This is a genomic window from Mesorhizobium sp. M0077 (assembly GCF_040322955.1).
Classification (GTDB): Bacteria; Pseudomonadota; Alphaproteobacteria; order Rhizobiales; family Rhizobiaceae; genus Mesorhizobium.
In genome coordinates this window covers 210,994-230,137 of the sequence record NZ_JAMYUL010000002.1, presented here as the reverse complement: position 1 = coordinate 230,137, position 19,144 = coordinate 210,994, and the positions used below count along the sequence as shown (strand labels likewise).

Genomic DNA, 19,144 nt, shown 5'->3' with positions numbered 1-19,144 from the left:
TATTAATGGAAGGTTCGAAAGGCCCGGACGGAACCTCGCACGAGCTGGACCAGACCATGCCGCCACGGGACGCCGTCCCGTCTCGGCAGGGACGTCGCGGTCAGTCGGGCTTGAAGAAGAGGAATGAGCAGACGATCGACTACGAGAGCCTCGGCATTCCCAGCGCCGCGGTGCCGTTGTTCGAAGAGGCGCGGGAGATGTTTTCTTCGATCGGCCGAAAGAGAACGGACGAGGTCTTCACCTGCGGGGAGGCGCTCTCGAGGGTGCGCGAAAGCGCCCCCAGCCAGGAAGCGTTCGAGCGATGGTCGAAACGTGCGTGCAGCCTGACGAGGCGAGGGGCGGGCAACTACATCGCGGTTCACAACAATCTACGGGAGCATCGGAACGTCCTCGTCGACTGCAGCATGCCGGCAGCGGCGATGTACACTCTGGCGACCGCCGAACAGGAACTCCTCGCTTCCGTAGTCGCAGACCTCAAGGCAGGCAAGCGGCCAACCGTTCGCGAAATCAAGACGCTCGTTTCCGGTGAAACCCAAAGCCTGAAACGAGAGCCTGCCGACACCGCCGGATCCGAGGGCCTGAGGGCGCTGTCGCGGCAGAAGATCCAGAACGCGGTTCCGATCCTCGTCGAGCGGCTTTGGGGTATCCTGAAGGATATCCAGGAGGCGCTCGAGCCGCATTTCGAAGGCAAGAAGGTCGCCAAGGGAGCCCTCGTTGGGAAAGTGGAGCATCCAGCACGCCGAGCCGGAGCCGAGCTGCAGAGCCTGGCGGTCTTCGTCGAACCGAACGCCCAAAGCAGCAGCGATTGGATCGTACATCCGGCGCGCTTACCGCATGGAAGCCAGTGGTGGAAGGTTTCCCAGGTTCTTTACAAACTCGGCGGTCGCGAGGATTGGCCCGACGCCAGCGAACTGGGAGCATGGCTAGTGAACGACGTCGTGCCGGCGCTCGAATTCGCTGTCGGCGCAACCCGTTCAAAAGATGCCGTAGAATGAAAGCGAAGCGATCGCCTCCTCATGCGGCGCGCGGCTCCCGCCCAACGCGTACCTGGGATTCCCGCCGGCACTCGTAGGCCGGATGGCCTTGGGGGCGTCAAGCTGCGAACCTGTGGCAGAAGTGAGACGTGCGCTTGTTCAGCGCTTCCCGCCGATCCTCGGCCGGAAGGAGGAGGAAGGCATCAGCCATGCGCAACCCTCCCTACGCTGCGCGCGAGCCAGGTGGGAAGCTGAGGCGCTGCCGCAACCAGCTCGCTGAACGCAGCGGGCGGCAGTTTCCGTTTCAGGGTGTGTAGGGCAGTCTCTGCTCCCTCCGGTCCGAGCCAGGCAAGCGCTCGCACGGCCTGACCCGCTGGCCGATGTAGCATGGCGAGCTGCCAGCGCGGCGCGTGGCGAAGCTCGACGACCTGCTTGCCAAGGCTCATCATTCTAGTGCGCCGCGATGTCAGATAGACCGACGGGACCGGCACCTGCGTCGTAAGCCCGAGACTGTTGGCAGCAGCCGCACCGCTTGAGACGATGACCTCGCCGCGCTGAGCGGCGAGCGCCTCGACCGCCTGTTCCACTGAGGGCGCTCGGAAACCGAACCGGCCCGTGACCGGCAGCAGGTAGACGCCGCGCCCGGCTCGGAGCAGGAGGCCCCGCTCGGCCAAACGCGACAAAGGCTTGGTCTAACGCGGCGCGGTTGGCTAGGTGAAGCAAGCTCTTCGCTGCGACGGGCGTGCCTCCCGGCAGCCGCTTCACATACTCCAGGATTTGTTCGGTCATCCTACACCGTCGGGCTGGAGTATCTGGCAGGCAGGGAAACCTATCGCCGGTCGATCACAATCCCGACCGCGGCCGCTACCGGGCCGGCGCAATATCAGGTGACGCTCACCTACGCCTGCATGGGGTCCACAGGCTTGGTTTCCCCATTATCGTAGAGTCTCCGCCAATCCAGTTCGACATTACGCCCGAACAGGGGCTAGTACCTCTGCACAGGGATTATGACTCTTTGGCCGTTGGCTTTGGATAGGCCTTGGCAATTTGAGGCGCGCGTTTTCGGTTGAGAACATCCAGTTGATGCGGGCGCCACTGGTGTTTCGCAGGTGCTCCCAGGCAGCGGTCTCTGCGACGAGGCGATCGTAGCTGTCGATACGACGATCGAGGCACTGGCCGCGCAGAACGCCGATTTCGATCTCGACCATGTTGAGCCAGCTGGCGTGCTTGGGCGTGTAGTGGAACTCCAGCCGTCGCAGGATGCGTCGCGCCTCTGATGGCGGCAGGGCCTGATAGAGCGCGGCGGGCGTGTGGGTTGACAGATTGTCGAGCACCACCCTGACGCGTTCGGCTTGGGGGTAATGGATATCGACGAGGTCGCGCATGCAGTGGGCAAAGTCTTGTGCTGCGCGCCGCTCGGTGACCTTGACCTTGCGCCAGGAACGATGCGCATCGAGGAAGACGAACAGGTTTGCGGTGCCGTTGCGTTTGCACTCGAAGTCGTAGCGCTCCAGCCTTCCCGGCGCGACCGGGATTGGCTGACGCACCTCGCTGATGAGTTGGGTCGGGCTTTCGTCGAAGCACACCACGGGCCGCTTCGGATCGGGTGCTTCGGCATAGAGGTCGAGCACATCCTCCATGCGCGCGACATACTCCGCGTCAACCTTTGGAATGCACCACATTTCCTTGCGCCAAGGCTTGAGATCGTTCTCGGCCAGGCACCGACGCACCGTCTCGCGCGACAGCTGTTCGTGCTCGGTCAGCTTGACGAACTCGTCGGCCAACAACTCCAGTGTCCAACGGGCGCGACCCGGCGGCGGGCTGGAACAGGCGGTGGCCACCAGCAAGGCTCCTCCTTGCCGCTCAGCTTGCGCTCCGCCCCGGGGCGCGGCTCTTCGCTGAGCGCCGCCTCCAGACCTATCTCCACGAAGCGGCGCTTGGTGCGGTAGACCGTGGAGCCGCCGACCACCACCGTCGTCGCAATGGTTTCGTCGCCCAGGCCGACATCGGCAGCGAGCAGAATCTGGGCCCGCTTGAGCTTGCGCGCCGGATGCTTGCCGCTTCGCAGCATCGTTGTGAGTGCGTCGCGTTCGGGTTGGTCGAGATCGACGCGATAGCGTACATTCATCCGGAAGGCCTCCTTCGGTTTGCGGAGATTCCGGAAGAATCGACAAATGAATCAATTAGTTGACGGGCGGTCGCCAGCGGGTCCCAGCTTCACCGAAAAGCAGGGCCAGTATCTCGCCTTCATCTGGACCTACGGCTTGCTCAACGCTCGCTCGCCGGCCGAACGCGATATGCAGCGCTTCTTCGGCGTCACCGCACCTTCCGTCCATCAGATGGTGCTCACCCTTGAGCGCACTGGATTGATCCGCAGGCAACCGGGCCTCGCGCGCAGTATTGAACTGCTTGTCGAACCCGATAGCCTTCCCAGGCTACAACCCATCCAATCCGTCAAATCCTCTGTGCAGAGGTACTAGTGCCGTTCACCGCATCCGCCGACGGCCGAGTTATTGCGGGCTCCAATGTCATGAAATAGCGGGATTTTTTGTCGGTTATGCATCGGCTGGCCTAACGATAATTCTCCCTGCTTACAGGGTAACAATTGACTCATAATGTTAGCCGCAGCTAAGTTTGGCGTTGAGAGGGGACCAACTGAGACTGATCGCATCCACCTGAAGGAGGTTGGATCACTATGTCAGGCAACATCGCAACTTGGTTTCGTACGCACTACATCGCAGCTATCGTCGGTCCAGCATCGGGGGCGATATTCGCCCTTGGTGGCACTTACTTTATCCATCCCTACTCGGGCAGCCAGCAGCAGTTGCCTGCACCTCAGATCGTCTGCGCCCAACCGCCCACGAACATGCAGAAACTTCCCCAAGGGGTTGCAGGTTGGTCGGGGCAAACTGGCACAAGCCAGTTTGCGATGAACGGCGGCCTGAAGGACGGGCTGCTTGGTGGACTAGGGAGCGACGCATATATCGATGACCGCGCTCTTTCCGGGTTGGCCGACGAGCAGTCGAGCTATCCTCAGTTCCAGGCGACCTTCAACCATAGCAAGAAATATGGGCCGCCCCCCGGAGTGAATAAGAGATCGGGTAAAGTCACCAGCTCCTTGAACGGCATGAGTGGATTTAATGCGGTGAGGCGATACACTCCGAATCCGAAGTTTGTGCCGTACCCGAAGAAGTCCAGTGGCGCGGGTTATGTTGACCCGGCTGACGCTGGTCAAAACTATCAGTAAGACATATTTGACAAACCGCTTATCCCGTTCGCTCAGGGGACCACAACATCTTGACGTAGCAGAATTGAGGGAAAGCACCCCAAAACTGCCGCGCGGCGCCTTGGCGATGCCAAGGAGGGGCGCGGTGCCATTCACAGCAGCATCGTTCAGCTGATGGTGTCACGATTCGGGATGGGCAGTCACGGCGCCGCTCCGCGACGGCGTCAGATCATTCGGCGGCGATCGCCAGCGCCCTGCCTACCTCGCCGAACGGAACTCAAGGACCAGAAGAAGGTCGAGGCCCCAGTTCCAGGGCCACTTTGTCGCGAAGCTCGCCGATCTTGTCGAGGATGCGCTGGACCTCTGAAGCATCCGGGAGAGGTTCCGCCGTATATGGATCGTCGACAGGGTAACGAAAGGCGGTCGCCCAAGGCGATATCGGCACCAGCACAACGGCATCGCCAAGCAGCGGGTGCGTGTTGGGCAACGCGCCGACGAGCCTGCGGAGATCGTGGCCGCCCGATCCCCTGAGGTAGGGAAGCCCAAGATGGACGAGCAGCGTCTTGATCAGCTTCTCAACCGCCTGCTGGCAGTGATAGGCCGCTGCGGGAATGTTCGGTTCCGGATCCGGCAAGAGCGAGCGGCGGGCAGCGTCGATATCGGTGTCGGCGATATCTAGCCAGGCATGTGCATCGGAACTCACGGATGCGCCGTCATGCCCGAGGTCGGTTCGAGCGATCCGATGATCGCGTATCCGTCGCGTGCGATGTCATGGCTCAGGCTGTCGATATCGTCCCTCTTGGCCTCAAATACGGAGCGGCGCAACGGGTACACCTGGATGGACGCATCGAGGTCGGAAACGAGTTCCCAGAGTTTCGACGGCGTGAACTGCTGTGGCCGAACATTGTCCGGCAGCACCACGCAGAGATCCCAGTCGCTGTCGGGCTGGTGATCTCCACGCGCCCGGCTTCCGAACAGGATGACGGCCTCTGCATGGGTAGCCTCTGCAAGACGTTCTGCAGCGGTCTCGACATCTCGTTCAATGACGATCTCAGCCATGCTGTTCTCTCCAATCTTACGAGATGATACAGCGGGAGCACGCAATCGTGAAGCGGTGTTCACGCATCGACCACCCAGGCCCTGCCAAGATGCCGCTGTCGAAATATGCCGCCCGCACCGCCATTCACTCAGCGGCCAGCGCGATAGCCGGCCGTTGTGCGGGCAGCGCCAGTATCCGCGGAACGAGTTGATCCGGCTTGCTGTAGCGCCGCCGTCCGGTCATCCGCTCCTCGCCCTTTCGCCGCGGCATAAGCACTGGCCGCTTGGAACGCTTCAGCCGCATGTACTGGCGAGGCTCCTCGAACTCCCTCACGCCACAGAAGTCCCATCCATAGGCGCGGAACAGTTCCGGCTCTTCCTCTCGGAAGCGGTCCACCCACAAGACGAGGTTGTCGAGTACCTCGACCCGATGCACCCGATAGAAGCGGGCGAGATCCTTCACGATCTGCCGCTTGTTCGGGTGGCACATTTCCATGATGTCTTTGATGTGTTCCTTCTTCCACTGGGTCGTGTCTCCGACGATCCCGCAGTAGGTGACCGGACCGACCCGGCGGCCAGGCCCGCCAAAGCCTCTTCAAGGTTGCTTTGATCGCCTTCGATTGCGGCGAGATCAGTCAGCTTGTCCAGCCAGTGCTGCATTCGTTTTCCTCCGTGATCGCTCCAGTGCTTCGGTTCCTGCGCCGCCTGCGACTGTTTCAGCGATCGTAGCATATGGCTCCGCAGATCTTTATGGGCTCCATGCAATGAGGTTTAAGGACTAGGTCACAGCTCAGGAGATGAAGCTATTAGAGCGGCTCGCCGGCTTGGAGCCCGACCCGTAGGAACGCCAAGAACAAATCGCGCTTCCGGGTTCCTTGGAATTCCCCGTTGACATGGATCAATTTTCGCTGAAGCATTAGTAGAATATAAGTATTGCGCGGCCTGAATCGGCATTTCGTAGGAGAGGAAATTTGTTGATGATGTATATTACTATGAGTCATATTGTCGAGGTCGTGACTTATTCTGAAGTCAAACTTGTATCGGACGATATTGACAATTCCATTTGTGTATTCGATGTGATGATGGCATCACTCCATGCGCAACAGATCGGAATTGAGCAGAGGTTGGAGTTCCGCTTCGATTTGAACGATATGAATATCGCTGGCCGATCTGCCGATGGCAGAAAATTTGATTACTCCATGCGCCTTGGGATTCCTTTTGGCCCGCCGGACGAACTTCCGGCATATTCGAGGTGCCGGAGCAAACCAAATGAGTTCATCGCGGATATTCTTTACTCGGCGTTGTATGAGCAGAGCGAGCGGCGCCAGACCGTCATTTCGGAGAACGGCCCGCATCCCGGCGCGAGCTTTCAAAGCTGAAGGATACAGGTGCGTTCGATGATTCTGAGGACAAATGTCGCGAGCAGAATCGAGCGATCGTTGAGGCTATCCATCATTTGAGGTTGAAGCGTTACTCGCCTCGATTGAGCGATCCGCGCACTATCTCGTATGTCGTCTCTGGCCAACAGGTGAGGCCGTGTCGGTTCCCACGGGACGCCGCACTGGCTGTCGTTTGCTTCGCTGACTCGCCGTCGTCCCTATGCGGCCATCATCATGCTTCCGTCAGCGTGACGTTTCGAGCGACCATGGCCGTTGACTCTGTCTTGAGTGTTCTGTATTTGTTCCCGTCACCATGAAACAGGCATCGCTCCTCATACGCTGATCGCCCCGACGCTGCACTTCGCAGCGGCCGATCATTCTTGCGTATGCGTATGGAGCGTCCCATGACCGCCCACCCTGAAATCCAAACCGACCAACTCGCGTCCGTCCGCGCCGATGCCGCGCGTCTTCATTTTCATCCACGCGGAACCGTTCGTTGTGTCGGCGCGCCTCTGTTCAGGAACCAGGTCGCGCGAGACCTCGGATGCCTGCTCGACCTCGACCCGGCGGTGGTCGAATGGTCATGCCTCCCGCTCGTCCTGCATCGCCGGGGCGACAGCCACGTTCCGGATTTCCTAGTCCTCCGGGAAGAGGGGGCATGTCTGTTGGATTCATTTGCTGCGGCAAGCGACCCTCGGGACCGTTGGAACGAGCAAGCCGCTGCCGAAATTGGTTTCCGTTACTCCGCATGGTCGGCTGATGATCTCAGAGCGGGGTACACGCTCGATAACGCGAAGGACCTCCTGCGGTATGCCCGTTGGCATTGTCCGCTGGGCGACCGTGTTCGCCTCCTTGCAGCGCTGGACGATAATGGCTCGCTGACCGTTGCGGAATGCATTCCGGCGTTTCGCGAAGCGCCGCCAATAGCAGGGTTTTCGTCGCTGGTCCTGCATCGCTTCGTCGAGATCGATCTCGACGAAGCCAGGATCGGACCCGAGACCGCCGTCCGCCGTATCCGCAGCTGAACGCGGCTTCGGAACACCACCGCCCGCGGCCGCACCCGAGCGCCGGGAACCATCAAGTCAGGATTTCCAATGAAACAGATGTCGAAAGCGCTGAGCATCAAGCTCGCCTCAAACGCAACGCGGTTCGTCGCTTACTGCACAGTAATGCGGGCACTCAGGCATCAACGCGAATTCCTGTCGGGACGACCGGCCGTGATCGTCCTGATCGCACAGAGGGAAGAGGACGTGGAAATTTATGAGAGCGCGACCAAATTCCCGGCGCAGAGAGAATCGCTCATCACCGGAAGCGTGTACGATCGCGACCGGACGCTCGTCATGACGGTCAAACCGGAGGGCCGGAGAAAGTCCGAACGGTTCGACCTCCTTGGGCTCACAGGTTCCAACGACCGCATTATCGTTGTCACGCATTCCCGCGACCTTCTCGCGGAAAACGTCGACGCGGTTGCGGATGCCGTGCTTGTGCTTCCGGCCGTCCAGCCCCGATACCTCAAGGCGGCCGCCCGTTTCTGTCGCGGTCAGCTCCTGTCGGACGAGGACGCCTCATTCCTGGCGACCGTCCCGCTGCACGTTCTCGGCGCGATCTGGCGCAAGGGCAGGGGGCTGGACAAGGTTCTGCAAGCTGCTCGCGCCATCACCCTGACCGCTCCAAAGACGAGCCTAGGGCAGGGACCGACACTGGACGACCTCCATGGACTGGGCGCCGCGGCCGACTGGGGAAGGGAGCTTGCCGTCGACTTGAAGGACTGGCGCGCAGGCAAGATCGGGTGGTCGGAAGTCGACAGGGGAATCCTGCTCAGCGGGCCGCCGGGGTCGGGCAAGACGATGTTCGCCGCGGCCCTCGCGCGGACCTGTGGAGTCCATCTTGTCTTGGGTTCGCTGGCGCGCTGGCAGGCAATGGGCCACTTGGGAGATCTTTTGAAGGCGATGAGAGGCGCGTTCGCTGAAGGCATGAAGAATGCGCCCTCGATCGTGTTCATTGACGAAATCGATTCCGTAGGGGACAGGATGACCTTCTCCGGGCACAACGCGCAATACAGCCGTGAGGTCGTCAATGGCCTGCTGGAATGCCTCGATGGATCCGGTGGCCGGGAAGGCGTCGTCGTGGTCGGGGCGACGAACTTTCCCCATATGCTGGATGCGGCGCTGACCCGTCCGGGTCGCCTCGACAGGCATGTGAACATTCCGCTGCCGGACATGGCGGGACGACAAGGAATTCTCGGCTGGCATCTAGCCGAGGCGTCGTCTGCTCTGGACCTGACTTCCGTCGCCGCTCGCACGGACGGCTGGACAGGGGCAGCCCTGGAACAGCTCGCCCGGCAGGCGCGTCGCCGTGCGCGCCGTGCCCGGCGCGATGTCGAAACCGCGGATTTGCTCGCTGAATTGCCCGAGCTGGTACCTCTTCCCGAAGCCATGCTGTGGCGAAACGCGATCCACGAGGCCGGTCACGTTGTCGTCGGCCTGACGCTGGGTGTCGGCGATTTCAGGAGCGTGGAGATCATCGACGCCTTCGACTCGTCAGGCGAGACCATGCAAAGGGGAGGAGGGGCGCTTTTCGACGAGCAGGTCTTTCCGGAGCGGACCAAGGCCGGCTTCCTGGACCGGATCGCTCTCGCGCTTGCAGGACTGGCAGCCGAGGAGGTTGTCTTCGGTTCGAGGTCTGCCGGCGGAGGGGGCAGGAAAGGTTCGGACCTTCACATCGCCACGGTGACTGCCCTGCAGGTCGAAGCCGCCTACGGGATGGGTGCAGGATTCACGTTCCTGTCCGGGGCAAGCGAGGAGGAACTGCTGGTGACGCTGCATATGAATGGCGGCCTGCAGGCCAGGGTGGAAAACCTCCTTGCCGCGGAGTTCCGTCGCGCGAAGACGCTTGTGGAAGAGATGAGACCCGAGCTCGAAAATATTGCGGCGGCGCTGCTTCGTGAGCGCCGTCTGTCGGCAGAAACGGTCGAGGAACTTATTTCATGGTAAGCGTTCTCGGGCTGATGCCCTTCCGTGAATTGTCAGTGCCGTTCCTCGTTCCTCCCGCCCCCAGATCCTGAACTTCGCCTCGTGCTGCCCTCTTGGAAGCGCTGGAAACCTTGAAGGCGCAGGGCGATCGTCGCCAGGCTCGCCGCTGAGCCAACGCGCCTATGTCGACGTACGTGTTCCACCACAGATCAAGGATTAAACTTCTGATGGCGGTTGCTACCGAATGGCGAGTATCTGGCTATCGGCAGTTTTGCGGGTTTCCTAGCGGTAGTTTTACGAGTCGGCTTGGTCGACGCAAGTGAGGACAGACCTAATCGCCCGAAGGATGCCGAAGTCTGCGTCTCAAACTTGGCAGCCGCCCTAGGTAAGAACCCTCTCGAAACGCGAAAGCTGGCGCTCGAGAACCTGCAAAGCTTCGGCATTAGGTAGCAAAAACCACCAGGCTTAAAATGGCATCCCTTCCCGATGACCTGCGCGCCTGGAAGGCCGTGCCCCAGGTCACGCTGAACACTGTCTTGCAGGTCTTTTCAGTGCATTCGAAACGGTTACGACTCGTCGTATGGGCACTGCACCGTTCCGCAGCTAGGGCAAGTTTCTTACCCGGAACCCGGTCCGGAGTTGATCGGAGCGAAGTCAGGTGGTTAACGGCTTGCCACTAGGCAGCAAGAGCCGCAGCCATCCTGCGCAACTCAGGCATCATCTGCGGCTCTTCGGGTTCAACGATCTCAGAGCCAATATCCATCACGATGGACTTGACCAACGTTGTCTTATTTAACGCACTTTTCTTGACGAGTTCGTCAAACTCGGCGCCAACGCGTGGAGTTATTTTCATCGAAAGACGTTTCGACGGGGTATCGTGCCAGCTTTTCCACTTCGCTCGATGAACCGCCGCGTTTTTACGAAGCCGCTCCACCAAGAAATCGTCATTTACAGACCTGTGCACGAAGTACGCGATCAGCGACTTCCGGAGGATCACGCCAGCAGAAGGATCAATCCGATAAGATGCTAGGTCCAACGTATCCATAAACGGCGCAGCCATAACCACTTCCAAGGGCCTGGAAGCAATCTCGCGAGCAACACGGATTGCTGGCGTCGACTGCGGCGGGATAGCCACAACGGCGCCACACTCGTCGCATGTAGCCGCCATGATCTGCTTCGCCATGCCGATCCCGCATTCGAAAGGCACATCGTGATAGTCGAAAGTCGTCGTAACGACTTTCCGGCACTTTTCGCAGAGCGCCTTGCTCTTATCTCCAGCATACCAGATTTTCATGTTAGCCTACCTTGATGGATGTACACTTATGAAGACCGTGTCAGGGTCAACGAAATAGAATTTTATGTACCATCCATCTCGTTTGAGGATATGGACTTCAATGCCTTCGAACTCATGGTGCTCAGAACTCTCATGATGCGTGCCATTGCACCTGTCGATAATCGGTATCAGTTGCTCGGGGGAAATATCGCCAGTCATCAAGGCATTCTTGTCCTCGATGCTCCCGCGGGCCGCATGCTGATAAGTACCTTCCTTCAGTGCCTTGATGACGCGATACCTGACACCCTTGAAAGCCATCCGTTCCTCAATATACGAAGTTCTTCGTAAAATTCAACAAAAAAATCACGCCGCAAGCGAGAAGGTTGCGTGACTACCCCTACTCAGTAACCCGTTATCAAATGGACAACCAATACGCGCCGGGCGCTGTGAAGCGCCTTGTGAGCGGAACTTTTTGCTTTTCGGTTCCAAATACGTAGGCCGCTTTCGGTGGTTTTTGCTACCTAACACCGTAGATTTCGGCCGTAAACGCCACCAGGTCTGACCGACCGCCTCATCGCGAGCCGGTCTGGACATGCTTCTTCCGTAGGCCGGGACTCATCGAGCCATTCCACGGCCCCGCCGATCATGACGGCGGCAGGCGGTCCTCGGCCTTGTTCTCAGGCCGGATATTGCCGCCAGCGTATTTGCCGTCGATCTCGTCTTCGCGCTCAAGCAACATGTTTCCCCTGCGCCACGCGATCGCCTCGCGCAGTTTCATCAGAAGCACACAGGCCGTCTTGTATTGCACGCCGATCTTGGCGAGCGGGATTCAAACCTCAATGCTCGCGTGTCCGGCCGGTAGGGCCCGCGGATACAAGAGCGTTCATCTCCGCGAGCGTTTGGACGATCGAGGTAGCGTCAGGCGCAACACCTCAGATGCTGGCTCGGGGTCTCCAAAGACCTGACGTCGATCCTAGCAGATGGTCCTTTCACAAGGTCTCGTTTCATAGGAATTTCCCAAGTTTCCTCGATCGGATTGAAAAGGCCGGGTAATTCAAAATGAGCATGGATTCGAAGGAAATCGTGGACGTCCATCGAGACGACAGGGATTCTGTACACAATGGCGGTCGCCGCGATCGCAAGGTCTTGGCCCGGACCTCGCCGATGGTTCTGGGGAGACGGCACCCACAAATGCCGCAGGCTCGGGACCGTAGTCATCGATGCGTACGTCCGCGCAACTGCGGCATCCATAGCGAGGAAGACCATATCGGTTTCGAGCACTTCATTCAGCCAGCGTGAGAGATCGTGGGCCCGGCTGGGGTTCCTCAACCGCAGCGATTCAATGCCCCGCTGCAGTTCGAAAACCGCGCCGAATGGAATTGCCAGCCGATGACTCGACGTCGCCCAGTCCGCCCAGGCGAGGACATGCCGATTCGGTCTCTTCTTTGTGAATTCGCTCAGGACATTTGTGTCGAGAAGAAACATTCCGGTGGGCTCCTATGCGGCCAGAATTGCTTTATGATGCACGAGGCCTAAATCAGAACCACCGGCGAATAGTAAACGCGGTCAATTGGAGCGTGCATTGGCGAGCGGCGGGACAAGTGGCGGTCGTACAGGACGTGGCATCTGGACCGTCAAAGAGGCGAGGGCACGATTCAACGATTTGTTGGCGGCTGCTGCCGAAGAAGGGCCGCAGGAGATTCACGACCGTCGACGGACGTTCGTGCTCCAGATGTCGAAACTCGGACCGAGGAAGTCCGCTCGGGATGTCTTGCTGAAGGGCGGGCCGCTGAATGATGATGAAGAGCTTGATCTCGACTGATTTGCGCGGCTGTTCCAGGCAGGCGATCTTGCGGCTATATAGGCTGCTGCCGACCTCCAGCGATGACATTCGATCGTAGACAATAACTAGCTGCCTTCCACGATGACGTTGTTGCCGATGGACTCTTTCAGCGGGTGGATCGAGCACTCATCCTCTTCGCCCCCGCACACCTCGCAGAGCATGTGCATGTAGTCCGCGAAAGCCGGATAGCTGAAGTTCAGCGTTCTGCCATCGAGGACCGGAAGCAGCCGTGCTGTTTTGCGCTGAAATCAATCATCCAAGGGCGCGCCACCCATTGCCCAACAGCCTACATTCGTTCAGATGTGGTGTTCAATACAATGTGGAGGGGCAGGTCACGGTGTGTGGTCAGCTGCCGTTGAGAGGTTTTCCGTGAGCGGAGACGCGCTGCATCGGTTTATCGATACTGTCGAGGGCCACTATAAGTCGCCAAACCCGGAGCCGCTGCTGCTTTCGCGTTTTGGGCAACAGCACAAAGAACTGCTGGCTGAGCTCAAGGCAGAGTTCATTTCGCTCAAGGCTGCGGTCCGCGCGGCAGGCGAGGACCGCAGCCGATTCATTGACACGACGGTCGGTCGCGAGGCAATCGCTCCTGTTGCGATTGCTGCCGAACTGCAATTACAGATCCAGGAAGATTCAGCCAGCCGACAGCAGGCGGCGAACTACTTCGAGAGCCTGCCGACGCCGGTCCAGATCGCCTTCTGCGTTCGGACCGATGCTGGAGAGCATGTCGCAATCGATACCGTCCGCCGTTTCGTTTTGCTAAAGTCACAGCGCCGGACCTGGTCCGGCCGACGCAGCGTATCATCCCGGATGTCTATCGTCGGCCCGGTCTTTCACTGCGCACCGCGTCCTTGCAAGATAGGGAAACGCTTTGGCGCCTTTTCCTTGCCTGGTCTAGCGAAGCCAATGTCGATTCGGGGATTTTCCGGCAAGGTGAGGCGTCTACTGCGCTCGGCAGGCTGCTTGCGGCGCAGCCGGCCGACCTTATTCCCCGGCTTGTGATACCCGCCGATATCGCGCAGATCCTGCTCAAACATTCCTGACGATGCCAAGAAGGACGCGGTGCAAGATGTTTCTAGGCCGGAAAGGCGGGGCCAGGCCCCGCTTGGGCCGACGCCGCTGCTTGTCATTGCTGGCCTGCCCGAAATGACGGCGCTGCCTGCCGCGGCGACCATCAATAATAATAGCCGCACACGGTGGCACGCAATCGCGAGCGTGTTTACCAATCGCGACGGCGGTATCTACGGCGAGCCAGGCGCCATTCTTGAGCTCGGTAGGAATGCGTGCCGGTTCGCGACTGCTAGTGAGCGAGACTCCGATGGCGTTCCGACTCCCAGTCGCATCGCTATGGCCTATGTCGATGAGCCTGGATACGAGCATCTCTGGGACGTTTTCGGTCATGCTGTCTGGCCGATCCCCCTCCGCCATCCCAACTGGGCATGGCCGAGGGGCGGCACTGGCGTCACGAGATCGAGACAGTGAACCGGGTCCTTGCCTACGCGATCGCCGCAGCCCAGGCGGATAACCCCGAAGCGATCCGACTTTGGCTCGAGGCGCACCGAGCCGACGACGTTCTCCTCCTGCCCGGTCGCAATTTCCATCTCAATTGCGAGAGCCGCCTTATTGAGCGCTTCCGCGCGTTCATGTCGGGTCAGGTCGATGTTGCCGGGATCGAAGACGGAATTCGCGTCGAGAAATTCGCCTTTGAGCGGCTCGCTGAATTCTACAAGCGCATGGGTGGGCGAGGGAAGCGCTACGCCGTCGACAGTCGGGACGTCATCTTCGCCAAGAGCAACCATGGCCAAGATGGTAGTCAGCATGGGATTGCTGCGTCTACGGAGATCACTGCGCCGCTACTCCAGCGTACGCTTGAGAGCCGATATCGGTTTGGCACGCCGTTGGATCCGCCGGGATTCCAACATGATGCGCAACGTGAAGGCGGTAGCCCATTCAACTACGAGCCATTCGACTGCGTCACCAAGGGACAGGTCCAAATGAGTGGCGATCACGTCAATGTCTTCCCCAGCGACGTGGTGACCGGAATGATTGGAGGCTGAAAAAGTAAAGGGCGGGCATCACTGCCCGCCCGATACATTCAACGCGTTATCTTCATTTTCCATCGACTAGTTGGTTCCAACTACGCGGTCCCCAAAGTTCCGCCACTCGAAGGTCGCAGCTACCCGGTTTCCACGGACCGAACGGCCCTCGACAACATGGCTTCGGGACGGTCCCGATGCGCCAGTGAGCTTTCACCGCAAGGCGGCTTAGGCTCGAATTAGGATAACATCAAACTCGTTGCCTTCATGAGGCACGAGAATATCTTAGTCGTGGGCACGCGTTCTGGCAAGTGTGGGCTAATTCTGTCGACGCCCTATTGCAAATCGGCTCGATCGGCAACAACTCAAATCCGTCCGCCCGGCTTCGGGATCAAAGCTTAGCCGCTCGGCTTCGCGCCACCAGAATCTTCCAATTTGAACCGAGTTCCCGCAGCCCCGGTTGCAAACAAAATGTTGAGGCTGGCGCCGTGGAGGTGTTCACAAGCGTAGCATGTGGGCGCTCCTTCGCTCTCATCCGGCGAACAATTCCTTGTAACCGGTGGTCGCCATCCAGTTCGCCCGATCGAGGTGGCTTCGCGCGGCTTTCCGCGCGCGCTCCGGTTCTTCCACCGGATCGATGCCGAGGATGATCTGCGCCATCTCCTCATAGCTGGCGTCGTCGGCGCCTGCATCCAGGAACCTCATGTAGACCGTGAAGTGCTCCTTGTCGTAGGCGGTCAGCCTGTCGGACCAGGGGACTTCGTCTTTAAGGCCTGGTTCAACGTCTGGGTGTTTGACCATCATACCGGGCTCCGAAACGGAACATATCTTTCGACGAGCTATCCAAGGGAGGGAGAACATCGTCCCCAAGACGACATCCCGGTCATCATCCACAAGCGCCCGCTCGAGGCGATATGCGCCCTTCTGGGCGATGCAACCCCAGGTTAGGGCTGAATCGCAAAAAGCTCAAGACCGTGCGGCGGCACATCGGTTTCCGGCGGACTGCGCGGCCATGAATTTCACATTCCCGAAGAGAGGCACGGCGAACAGAAACCGCTCGGTTTCGAGATCACTGACAAGTTCGGCCCAAAGAAGCTTACGACCGAGACGTGCGTCGCTGCGCCAACTCGGCCATGAGCCGCATCATTCTGGCGCCAGATACAACGCCCAGTCATTGTTGTTCATTTGTCCCTAATGTTGGTTGACTCTCATGTGATACAACGTTATATCACCATGCCATATGAAATTGGCGAGGCGCTATGTTTGCCACAATTGATATGGGAGGAACCACGTGGAAGCTTGCGCTCATGCAAGATGGCGAGCCTCTGGTTTTTGCTGAGCTTCCCAATACGCGATCCCCTGAAGACCTCGATCGGCTGCCGGAAGTGCTTGGTTCCCTCTGTCGAAGAGCGGGGGTTGCGTCATGCGATGGAATTGGTGTCTCGATCGCTGAGTTCGTAGATCCCGTCGCTGGAACTTGCCTGCCACCTGGTGACACTCATTCCTATCTTGAGAATGTGAATCTCGCAGCGATACTGCATCGGCTAATCGGCAAGCCGGTATCCGTCGACAATGACGCACGGTGCGCGTTGCTAGGCGAGCTTTCGGCCGGAGTGGCCCAGGATTTCAAGGACGAGACCGTTGTCCTGGTCGCACTCGGAACCGGCATCGGTGTCGCTATTTCTGCTCGAGGCGACTTGCACTATGGTTCTCACAGTTCGGCCGGAACCGCCTTCGGCCATGTCCAAATCGACCCCCAGGGGCCGCTCTGCGCATGCGGCCGAAGCGGTTGTGCTGAAGCCCTCATTTCGGGTTGGGCAATTTCAGAGCGACTTCGAGAGCGGCAAGGATTTGGCGAAAGCGTTCTCGCTCACTCGGATCCCTTGGACTTCCGGCGCCTCTGCGAGGCTGTGCGAGAGGGAGACCGGTTCGCGGAGCAGGCGCTGGAGGCTTTCGTTTCCGATTGGGCATCGATGCTCGCCGTCCTGATTCAAGTCGCCGATCCTGCTGCTATGGTTCTTGGTGGCGGTTTCATGCAGTCGGCCGACATTTTCATCGAAGATCTCAAGCGGAAAACGCTACGCAAGCTTTGGCGCCCTCAGAATATGCCTGTTTTCCGCGTGGTCGCTGAGCCGAAGCTTTCGGCCCTCCGTGGCGCCGAGGTTCTTGCAAGAAGAGCAGCGGGCTTAGCGCCCCGGCCAAACTCGGCGCATTGTTAGAGGATCATATGGACAAAACAACTGTACGCAGGTTCAGCGCCGGATATGTTCCCCGAGCTGTCTCCGCTCTTGCAAACAGGCAGGGGGCCGATGCGGTGCTCGCGGAATGCGCGCGGCAGCATCGGGATGCGATGCTGACGGTAGAGAGCAATCTGGGTCTAGCGCAGACCGTGGCTAGACCGATCGCCTTGGGTGGTCGGGTTTTGCTCCTCGGAATGGGGGCATCGCATTTCGCAAATCAGATTGCGGCCGCCCGAATGCGAGCCTTGGGCATCGATGCCATCGCAACCCCGGCATCCGAGGCGCTCTACTCGCCACGGCCATATGATGGCCCAATCATCGTCACCACCCAGTCAGGGGGATCCGTCGAGATCCAGAAGTGGATCGCCAACAACGGGACCAAACAAGTTGTTGCCGGCATGACGCTGAGCCCAGAGCAGCCATTCGGAGACGTGCCGACGTTCGTGGGGGAGGGCGGCCCCGAACGCGCATTCGCCGCATCGCGCAGTTTTTCTATTACGCTTGCGGCTTTTTCCACGCTGCTGCTGGCCCTTGGCGGAAGCGTAATGGAAGACACGATCTCGCCGGAGGAGCCCGTCGTCGAGGACGCTGTAGACACACTCATCGAATGGCTCTCGTCGGTATCGGCATTTGCTGTATCTGGCAGGGCCTCATTCGAAGGTGTCGCCGCGATGACTGCGTTGGGGCTCGCAGAGCTCGGACGGATTCCAGCCTTCTCCCTGGAAGGTGGGCAGATGCGGCACGGACCAATCGAGATGCTCTCTCCCGCAGTCGGGGTTCTGCTCTTCCGATGCGCCGGTGCCAGCTCAAAGGCCTGGCAGGGAGTAATCGAGGCGTGCGGCCGCGCCGATGCACCCCTTCTGGTCTTCGACGCCTCAGGCGAACCTCCTCTGCCAGGGGCCAAGACAATCAGGTTCAGGGAAGGCGGCGGAATAGCGTCCATCTACGAGATGCTGCCGACCCAACAGGCGCTAATGCTCGGACTGGGCGCCGTTCACGTCGCGGATGTTGGTACTCCCGCTTTCTCGTCGAAAGTCACCAGGTCGGAATAGTCACCCATCGGGCGTCCGAATGATGCCGGACCAGCATCTCCATGACCTCTGAAGGACTCAATATGCGTATCGATCCCGATCAGACTGCCTACAATGCAAGACTTGCTCGTCTGTCGGGCGAGGTCGGGACGCCGTTCGATCCAGGAATCTCCTTGGAGCGCACCCGGGAAATCGTGGAGGCGATGCAGAAGGAGATCGCTGCGGGCGGCGCTGTCATACGGAATACCTTGGATGTCGCGAAGGGGGAACGAAACGCGCCCGTCAAGCTGAAGCTATACGATGATCGCCAAAATCCCGCGGGGCGTGCGCCGGCGCTGATCTACATCCATGGTGGCGGCTTTTGCGTAAATTCGATCGATACGCACGACTGTCTGCATAGAGAATACGCTCACCGCCTCGGCTGGTTGGTCGTCGCTCCAGACTATCGAAAAGCGCCCGAGAACCCCTTTCCTGCCGCTATTGAAGACGTCGCCGCCACGGTCGCTTGGGTGCGCGACAACTCTGAGGAGTTAGGCGTCGACTCCGAGTTCTTGTTTATCGCGGGAGATTCCGCGGGCGGCAATCTCGCGCTGACCGTTCCGCTTTGGATGGCAGATAGGGGCGGGCCCCCCTTCAAAGGCAGCATCGTAAACTATGGTGTACTCGACTGTGATCTCGCGACCCCATCTCACCGTCGGTTCGGCACCGGTCCGTATCTGCTATCCAGCGCGGCCATCGCACAATTCGCGGAGTGGTACACTTCAGGGAAGGTGCCGATTGCGGACCCGCTTGTTTGCCCGTTGAAAGCCGATCTCCGCCGGCTTCCGCCGGTACATATCTGCACGGGTGAAATTGATGTCCTGGCATCTGAGAACATCCGGCTTTACGACGGGCTCGTCCAGGCTGGCGGCGATTGCGAACTGCACGTCTTTTCAGGGCTGATGCATGGATTTATCCGAATTCCGCACCTGATCAAGCGAGCTAACGACGCGCTGGCCTTGCAGGTCCAGTGGCTACAGGCGCTTGCGATGGAATAACGGGCGCGCGAAAGGCGCGCAGGCGCGAGCCGTCGCGACCGATGAAACATATAGTATCCGCGTGTTCGCCCCTACGGGAAAACAAGCTCTGAGAT

General features: G+C 59.6%; 20 protein-coding genes and 3 pseudogenes. 12 read left to right on the top strand and 11 right to left on the bottom strand.

Annotated elements, in window-relative coordinates; all coding sequences use genetic code 11:
* The first annotated feature begins 5 nt into the window (after window positions 1-5).
* Window positions 6-995 carry a hypothetical protein gene (locus NKJ57_RS05290; RefSeq protein WP_352511147.1) on the top strand — a complete coding sequence of 330 codons (990 nt, stop codon included), beginning with the start codon at window positions 6-8 and terminating at the stop codon, window positions 993-995.
* A 182-nt stretch (window positions 996-1,177) separates the two neighbouring features.
* On the opposite strand, the pseudogene NKJ57_RS05285 reads toward NKJ57_RS05290, so the two are convergent.
* Both NKJ57_RS05285 and NKJ57_RS05280 read right to left on the bottom strand, forming a co-directional pair.
* A pseudogene (locus tag NKJ57_RS05285) lies at window positions 1,178-1,763 on the bottom strand (DUF6088 family protein).
* A gap of 216 nt (window positions 1,764-1,979) precedes the next feature.
* Window positions 1,980-3,102: pseudogene (locus NKJ57_RS05280) on the bottom strand (IS630 family transposase).
* Between the two features lie 46 nt (window positions 3,103-3,148).
* Between NKJ57_RS05280 and NKJ57_RS05275 the strand changes: the two are divergent.
* The gene (locus NKJ57_RS05275; RefSeq protein WP_352511145.1) at window positions 3,149-3,454 is read left to right on the top strand and encodes a LexA family protein; all 306 of its coding nucleotides are present in this window, start codon (window positions 3,149-3,151) and stop codon (window positions 3,452-3,454) included.
* A 215-nt stretch (window positions 3,455-3,669) separates the two neighbouring features.
* Complete coding sequence (locus NKJ57_RS05270) at window positions 3,670-4,221, top strand: hypothetical protein (RefSeq protein ID WP_352511144.1); 552 nt, start codon at window positions 3,670-3,672, stop codon at window positions 4,219-4,221.
* A gap of 256 nt (window positions 4,222-4,477) precedes the next feature.
* On the opposite strand, the gene NKJ57_RS05265 is transcribed toward NKJ57_RS05270, so the two are convergent.
* From NKJ57_RS05265 to NKJ57_RS30875, 4 genes and pseudogenes are all read right to left on the bottom strand, one after another.
* Window positions 4,478-4,903, bottom strand: a complete 426-nt coding sequence (locus NKJ57_RS05265) for a HEPN domain-containing protein (RefSeq protein ID WP_352511143.1) — start codon at window positions 4,901-4,903, stop codon at window positions 4,478-4,480.
* A complete protein-coding gene (locus NKJ57_RS05260) occupies window positions 4,900-5,259 on the bottom strand; it encodes a nucleotidyltransferase domain-containing protein (protein WP_352511142.1) in 360 nt (119 codons plus the stop codon). The genes NKJ57_RS05265 and NKJ57_RS05260 overlap by 4 nt, the downstream gene beginning before the upstream one ends.
* 124 nt (window positions 5,260-5,383) lie before the next feature.
* Window positions 5,384-5,728, bottom strand: coding sequence for a hypothetical protein (locus NKJ57_RS05255; protein ID WP_352573658.1), 345 nt, complete (start codon window positions 5,726-5,728; stop codon window positions 5,384-5,386).
* An 83-nt stretch (window positions 5,729-5,811) separates the two neighbouring features.
* Window positions 5,812-5,898, bottom strand: a pseudogene (locus NKJ57_RS30875) (transcriptional regulator TraR); the annotation flags it as partial.
* A 317-nt stretch (window positions 5,899-6,215) separates the two neighbouring features.
* Between NKJ57_RS30875 and NKJ57_RS05250 the strand changes: the two are divergent.
* From NKJ57_RS05250 to NKJ57_RS05240, 3 genes are all read left to right on the top strand, one after another.
* Entirely contained in the window at window positions 6,216-6,617 is a 402-nt protein-coding gene (locus NKJ57_RS05250) for a hypothetical protein (protein ID WP_352511140.1), read from the top strand.
* Window positions 6,618-7,021: 404 nt separating this feature from the next.
* Complete coding sequence (locus tag NKJ57_RS05245; protein ID WP_352512711.1) at window positions 7,022-7,642, top strand: hypothetical protein; 621 nt, start codon at window positions 7,022-7,024, stop codon at window positions 7,640-7,642.
* Between the two features lie 69 nt (window positions 7,643-7,711).
* On the top strand, window positions 7,712-9,610 hold the full coding sequence (locus NKJ57_RS05240; RefSeq protein WP_352512710.1) for an AAA family ATPase: 1,899 nt from the start codon (window positions 7,712-7,714) through the stop codon (window positions 9,608-9,610).
* Window positions 9,611-10,265: 655 nt separating this feature from the next.
* Here NKJ57_RS05240 and NKJ57_RS05235 read toward each other — a convergent pair.
* The 4 genes from NKJ57_RS05235 to NKJ57_RS05220 all read right to left on the bottom strand — a co-directional run bounded on the left by NKJ57_RS05235 (window position 10,266) and on the right by NKJ57_RS05220 (window position 12,347).
* The gene (locus NKJ57_RS05235; protein ID WP_352512708.1) at window positions 10,266-10,883 is read right to left on the bottom strand and encodes a hypothetical protein; all 618 of its coding nucleotides are present in this window, start codon (window positions 10,881-10,883) and stop codon (window positions 10,266-10,268) included.
* A gap of 6 nt (window positions 10,884-10,889) precedes the next feature.
* Window positions 10,890-11,180: a hypothetical protein gene (locus NKJ57_RS05230; protein ID WP_352512707.1), complete on the bottom strand. Its 291-nt coding sequence runs from the start codon at window positions 11,178-11,180 to the stop codon at window positions 10,890-10,892.
* 325 nt (window positions 11,181-11,505) lie between these two features.
* Window positions 11,506-11,640 (bottom strand): hypothetical protein, encoded by a 135-nt coding sequence (locus tag NKJ57_RS05225; RefSeq protein ID WP_352512706.1) that lies wholly within the window; start codon window positions 11,638-11,640, stop codon window positions 11,506-11,508.
* Between the two features lie 140 nt (window positions 11,641-11,780).
* The gene (locus NKJ57_RS05220; RefSeq protein WP_352512705.1) at window positions 11,781-12,347 is read right to left on the bottom strand and encodes a PIN domain-containing protein; all 567 of its coding nucleotides are present in this window, start codon (window positions 12,345-12,347) and stop codon (window positions 11,781-11,783) included.
* A gap of 97 nt (window positions 12,348-12,444) precedes the next feature.
* On the opposite strand from NKJ57_RS05220, the gene NKJ57_RS05215 reads away from it, so the two are divergent.
* The 3 genes from NKJ57_RS05215 to NKJ57_RS05205 all read left to right on the top strand — a co-directional run bounded on the left by NKJ57_RS05215 (window position 12,445) and on the right by NKJ57_RS05205 (window position 14,762).
* Window positions 12,445-12,684: a hypothetical protein gene (locus tag NKJ57_RS05215; RefSeq protein WP_352512704.1), complete on the top strand. Its 240-nt coding sequence runs from the start codon at window positions 12,445-12,447 to the stop codon at window positions 12,682-12,684.
* A gap of 390 nt (window positions 12,685-13,074) precedes the next feature.
* The gene (locus NKJ57_RS05210; RefSeq protein WP_352512702.1) at window positions 13,075-13,707 is read left to right on the top strand and encodes a hypothetical protein; all 633 of its coding nucleotides are present in this window, start codon (window positions 13,075-13,077) and stop codon (window positions 13,705-13,707) included.
* 476 nt (window positions 13,708-14,183) lie between these two features.
* Window positions 14,184-14,762: a hypothetical protein gene (locus NKJ57_RS05205; RefSeq protein ID WP_352512700.1), complete on the top strand. Its 579-nt coding sequence runs from the start codon at window positions 14,184-14,186 to the stop codon at window positions 14,760-14,762.
* 510 nt (window positions 14,763-15,272) lie between these two features.
* Here NKJ57_RS05205 and NKJ57_RS05200 read toward each other — a convergent pair.
* The gene (locus NKJ57_RS05200) at window positions 15,273-15,545 is read right to left on the bottom strand and encodes a DNA -binding domain-containing protein (RefSeq protein ID WP_502902055.1); all 273 of its coding nucleotides are present in this window, start codon (window positions 15,543-15,545) and stop codon (window positions 15,273-15,275) included.
* A 455-nt stretch (window positions 15,546-16,000) separates the two neighbouring features.
* Between NKJ57_RS05200 and NKJ57_RS05195 the strand changes: the two genes are divergently transcribed.
* The 3 genes from NKJ57_RS05195 (at window position 16,001) to NKJ57_RS05185 (ending at window position 19,049) form a co-directional block, all read left to right on the top strand.
* Complete coding sequence (locus NKJ57_RS05195; protein WP_352512699.1) at window positions 16,001-16,960, top strand: ROK family protein; 960 nt, start codon at window positions 16,001-16,003, stop codon at window positions 16,958-16,960.
* A gap of 8 nt (window positions 16,961-16,968) precedes the next feature.
* Entirely contained in the window at window positions 16,969-18,033 is a 1,065-nt protein-coding gene (locus NKJ57_RS05190) for an SIS domain-containing protein (RefSeq protein WP_352512697.1), read from the top strand.
* A gap of 62 nt (window positions 18,034-18,095) precedes the next feature.
* Window positions 18,096-19,049 (top strand): alpha/beta hydrolase, encoded by a 954-nt coding sequence (locus tag NKJ57_RS05185; protein ID WP_352512695.1) that lies wholly within the window; start codon window positions 18,096-18,098, stop codon window positions 19,047-19,049.
* Window positions 19,050-19,144: the final 95 nt, after the last annotated feature.

What these genes read in the sequence shown, in the direction of transcription:
- NKJ57_RS05290 (WP_352511147.1), top strand. Translation starts at nt 6, where the DNA reads ATGGAAGGTTCGAAAGGCCCGGACGGAACCTCGCACGAGCTGGACCAG.
- NKJ57_RS05275 (WP_352511145.1), top strand. Translation starts at nt 3,149, where the DNA reads ATGAATCAATTAGTTGACGGGCGGTCGCCAGCGGGTCCCAGCTTCACC.
- NKJ57_RS05270 (WP_352511144.1), top strand. Translation starts at nt 3,670, where the DNA reads ATGTCAGGCAACATCGCAACTTGGTTTCGTACGCACTACATCGCAGCT.
- NKJ57_RS05260 (WP_352511142.1), bottom strand. Translation starts at nt 5,259, where the DNA reads ATGGCTGAGATCGTCATTGAACGAGATGTCGAGACCGCTGCAGAACGT.
- NKJ57_RS05255 (WP_352573658.1), bottom strand. Translation starts at nt 5,728, where the DNA reads ATGTGCCACCCGAACAAGCGGCAGATCGTGAAGGATCTCGCCCGCTTC.
- NKJ57_RS05250 (WP_352511140.1), top strand. Translation starts at nt 6,216, where the DNA reads ATGATGTATATTACTATGAGTCATATTGTCGAGGTCGTGACTTATTCT.
- NKJ57_RS05245 (WP_352512711.1), top strand. Translation starts at nt 7,022, where the DNA reads ATGACCGCCCACCCTGAAATCCAAACCGACCAACTCGCGTCCGTCCGC.
- NKJ57_RS05240 (WP_352512710.1), top strand. Translation starts at nt 7,712, where the DNA reads ATGAAACAGATGTCGAAAGCGCTGAGCATCAAGCTCGCCTCAAACGCA.
- NKJ57_RS05235 (WP_352512708.1), bottom strand. Translation starts at nt 10,883, where the DNA reads ATGAAAATCTGGTATGCTGGAGATAAGAGCAAGGCGCTCTGCGAAAAG.
- NKJ57_RS05230 (WP_352512707.1), bottom strand. Translation starts at nt 11,180, where the DNA reads ATGGCTTTCAAGGGTGTCAGGTATCGCGTCATCAAGGCACTGAAGGAA.
- NKJ57_RS05225 (WP_352512706.1), bottom strand. Translation starts at nt 11,640, where the DNA reads ATGAAACTGCGCGAGGCGATCGCGTGGCGCAGGGGAAACATGTTGCTT.
- NKJ57_RS05220 (WP_352512705.1), bottom strand. Translation starts at nt 12,347, where the DNA reads ATGTTTCTTCTCGACACAAATGTCCTGAGCGAATTCACAAAGAAGAGA.
- NKJ57_RS05200 (WP_502902055.1), bottom strand. Translation starts at nt 15,545, where the DNA reads ATGATGGTCAAACACCCAGACGTTGAACCAGGCCTTAAAGACGAAGTC.
- NKJ57_RS05195 (WP_352512699.1), top strand. Translation starts at nt 16,001, where the DNA reads ATGTTTGCCACAATTGATATGGGAGGAACCACGTGGAAGCTTGCGCTC.
- NKJ57_RS05190 (WP_352512697.1), top strand. Translation starts at nt 16,969, where the DNA reads ATGGACAAAACAACTGTACGCAGGTTCAGCGCCGGATATGTTCCCCGA.
- NKJ57_RS05185 (WP_352512695.1), top strand. Translation starts at nt 18,096, where the DNA reads ATGCGTATCGATCCCGATCAGACTGCCTACAATGCAAGACTTGCTCGT.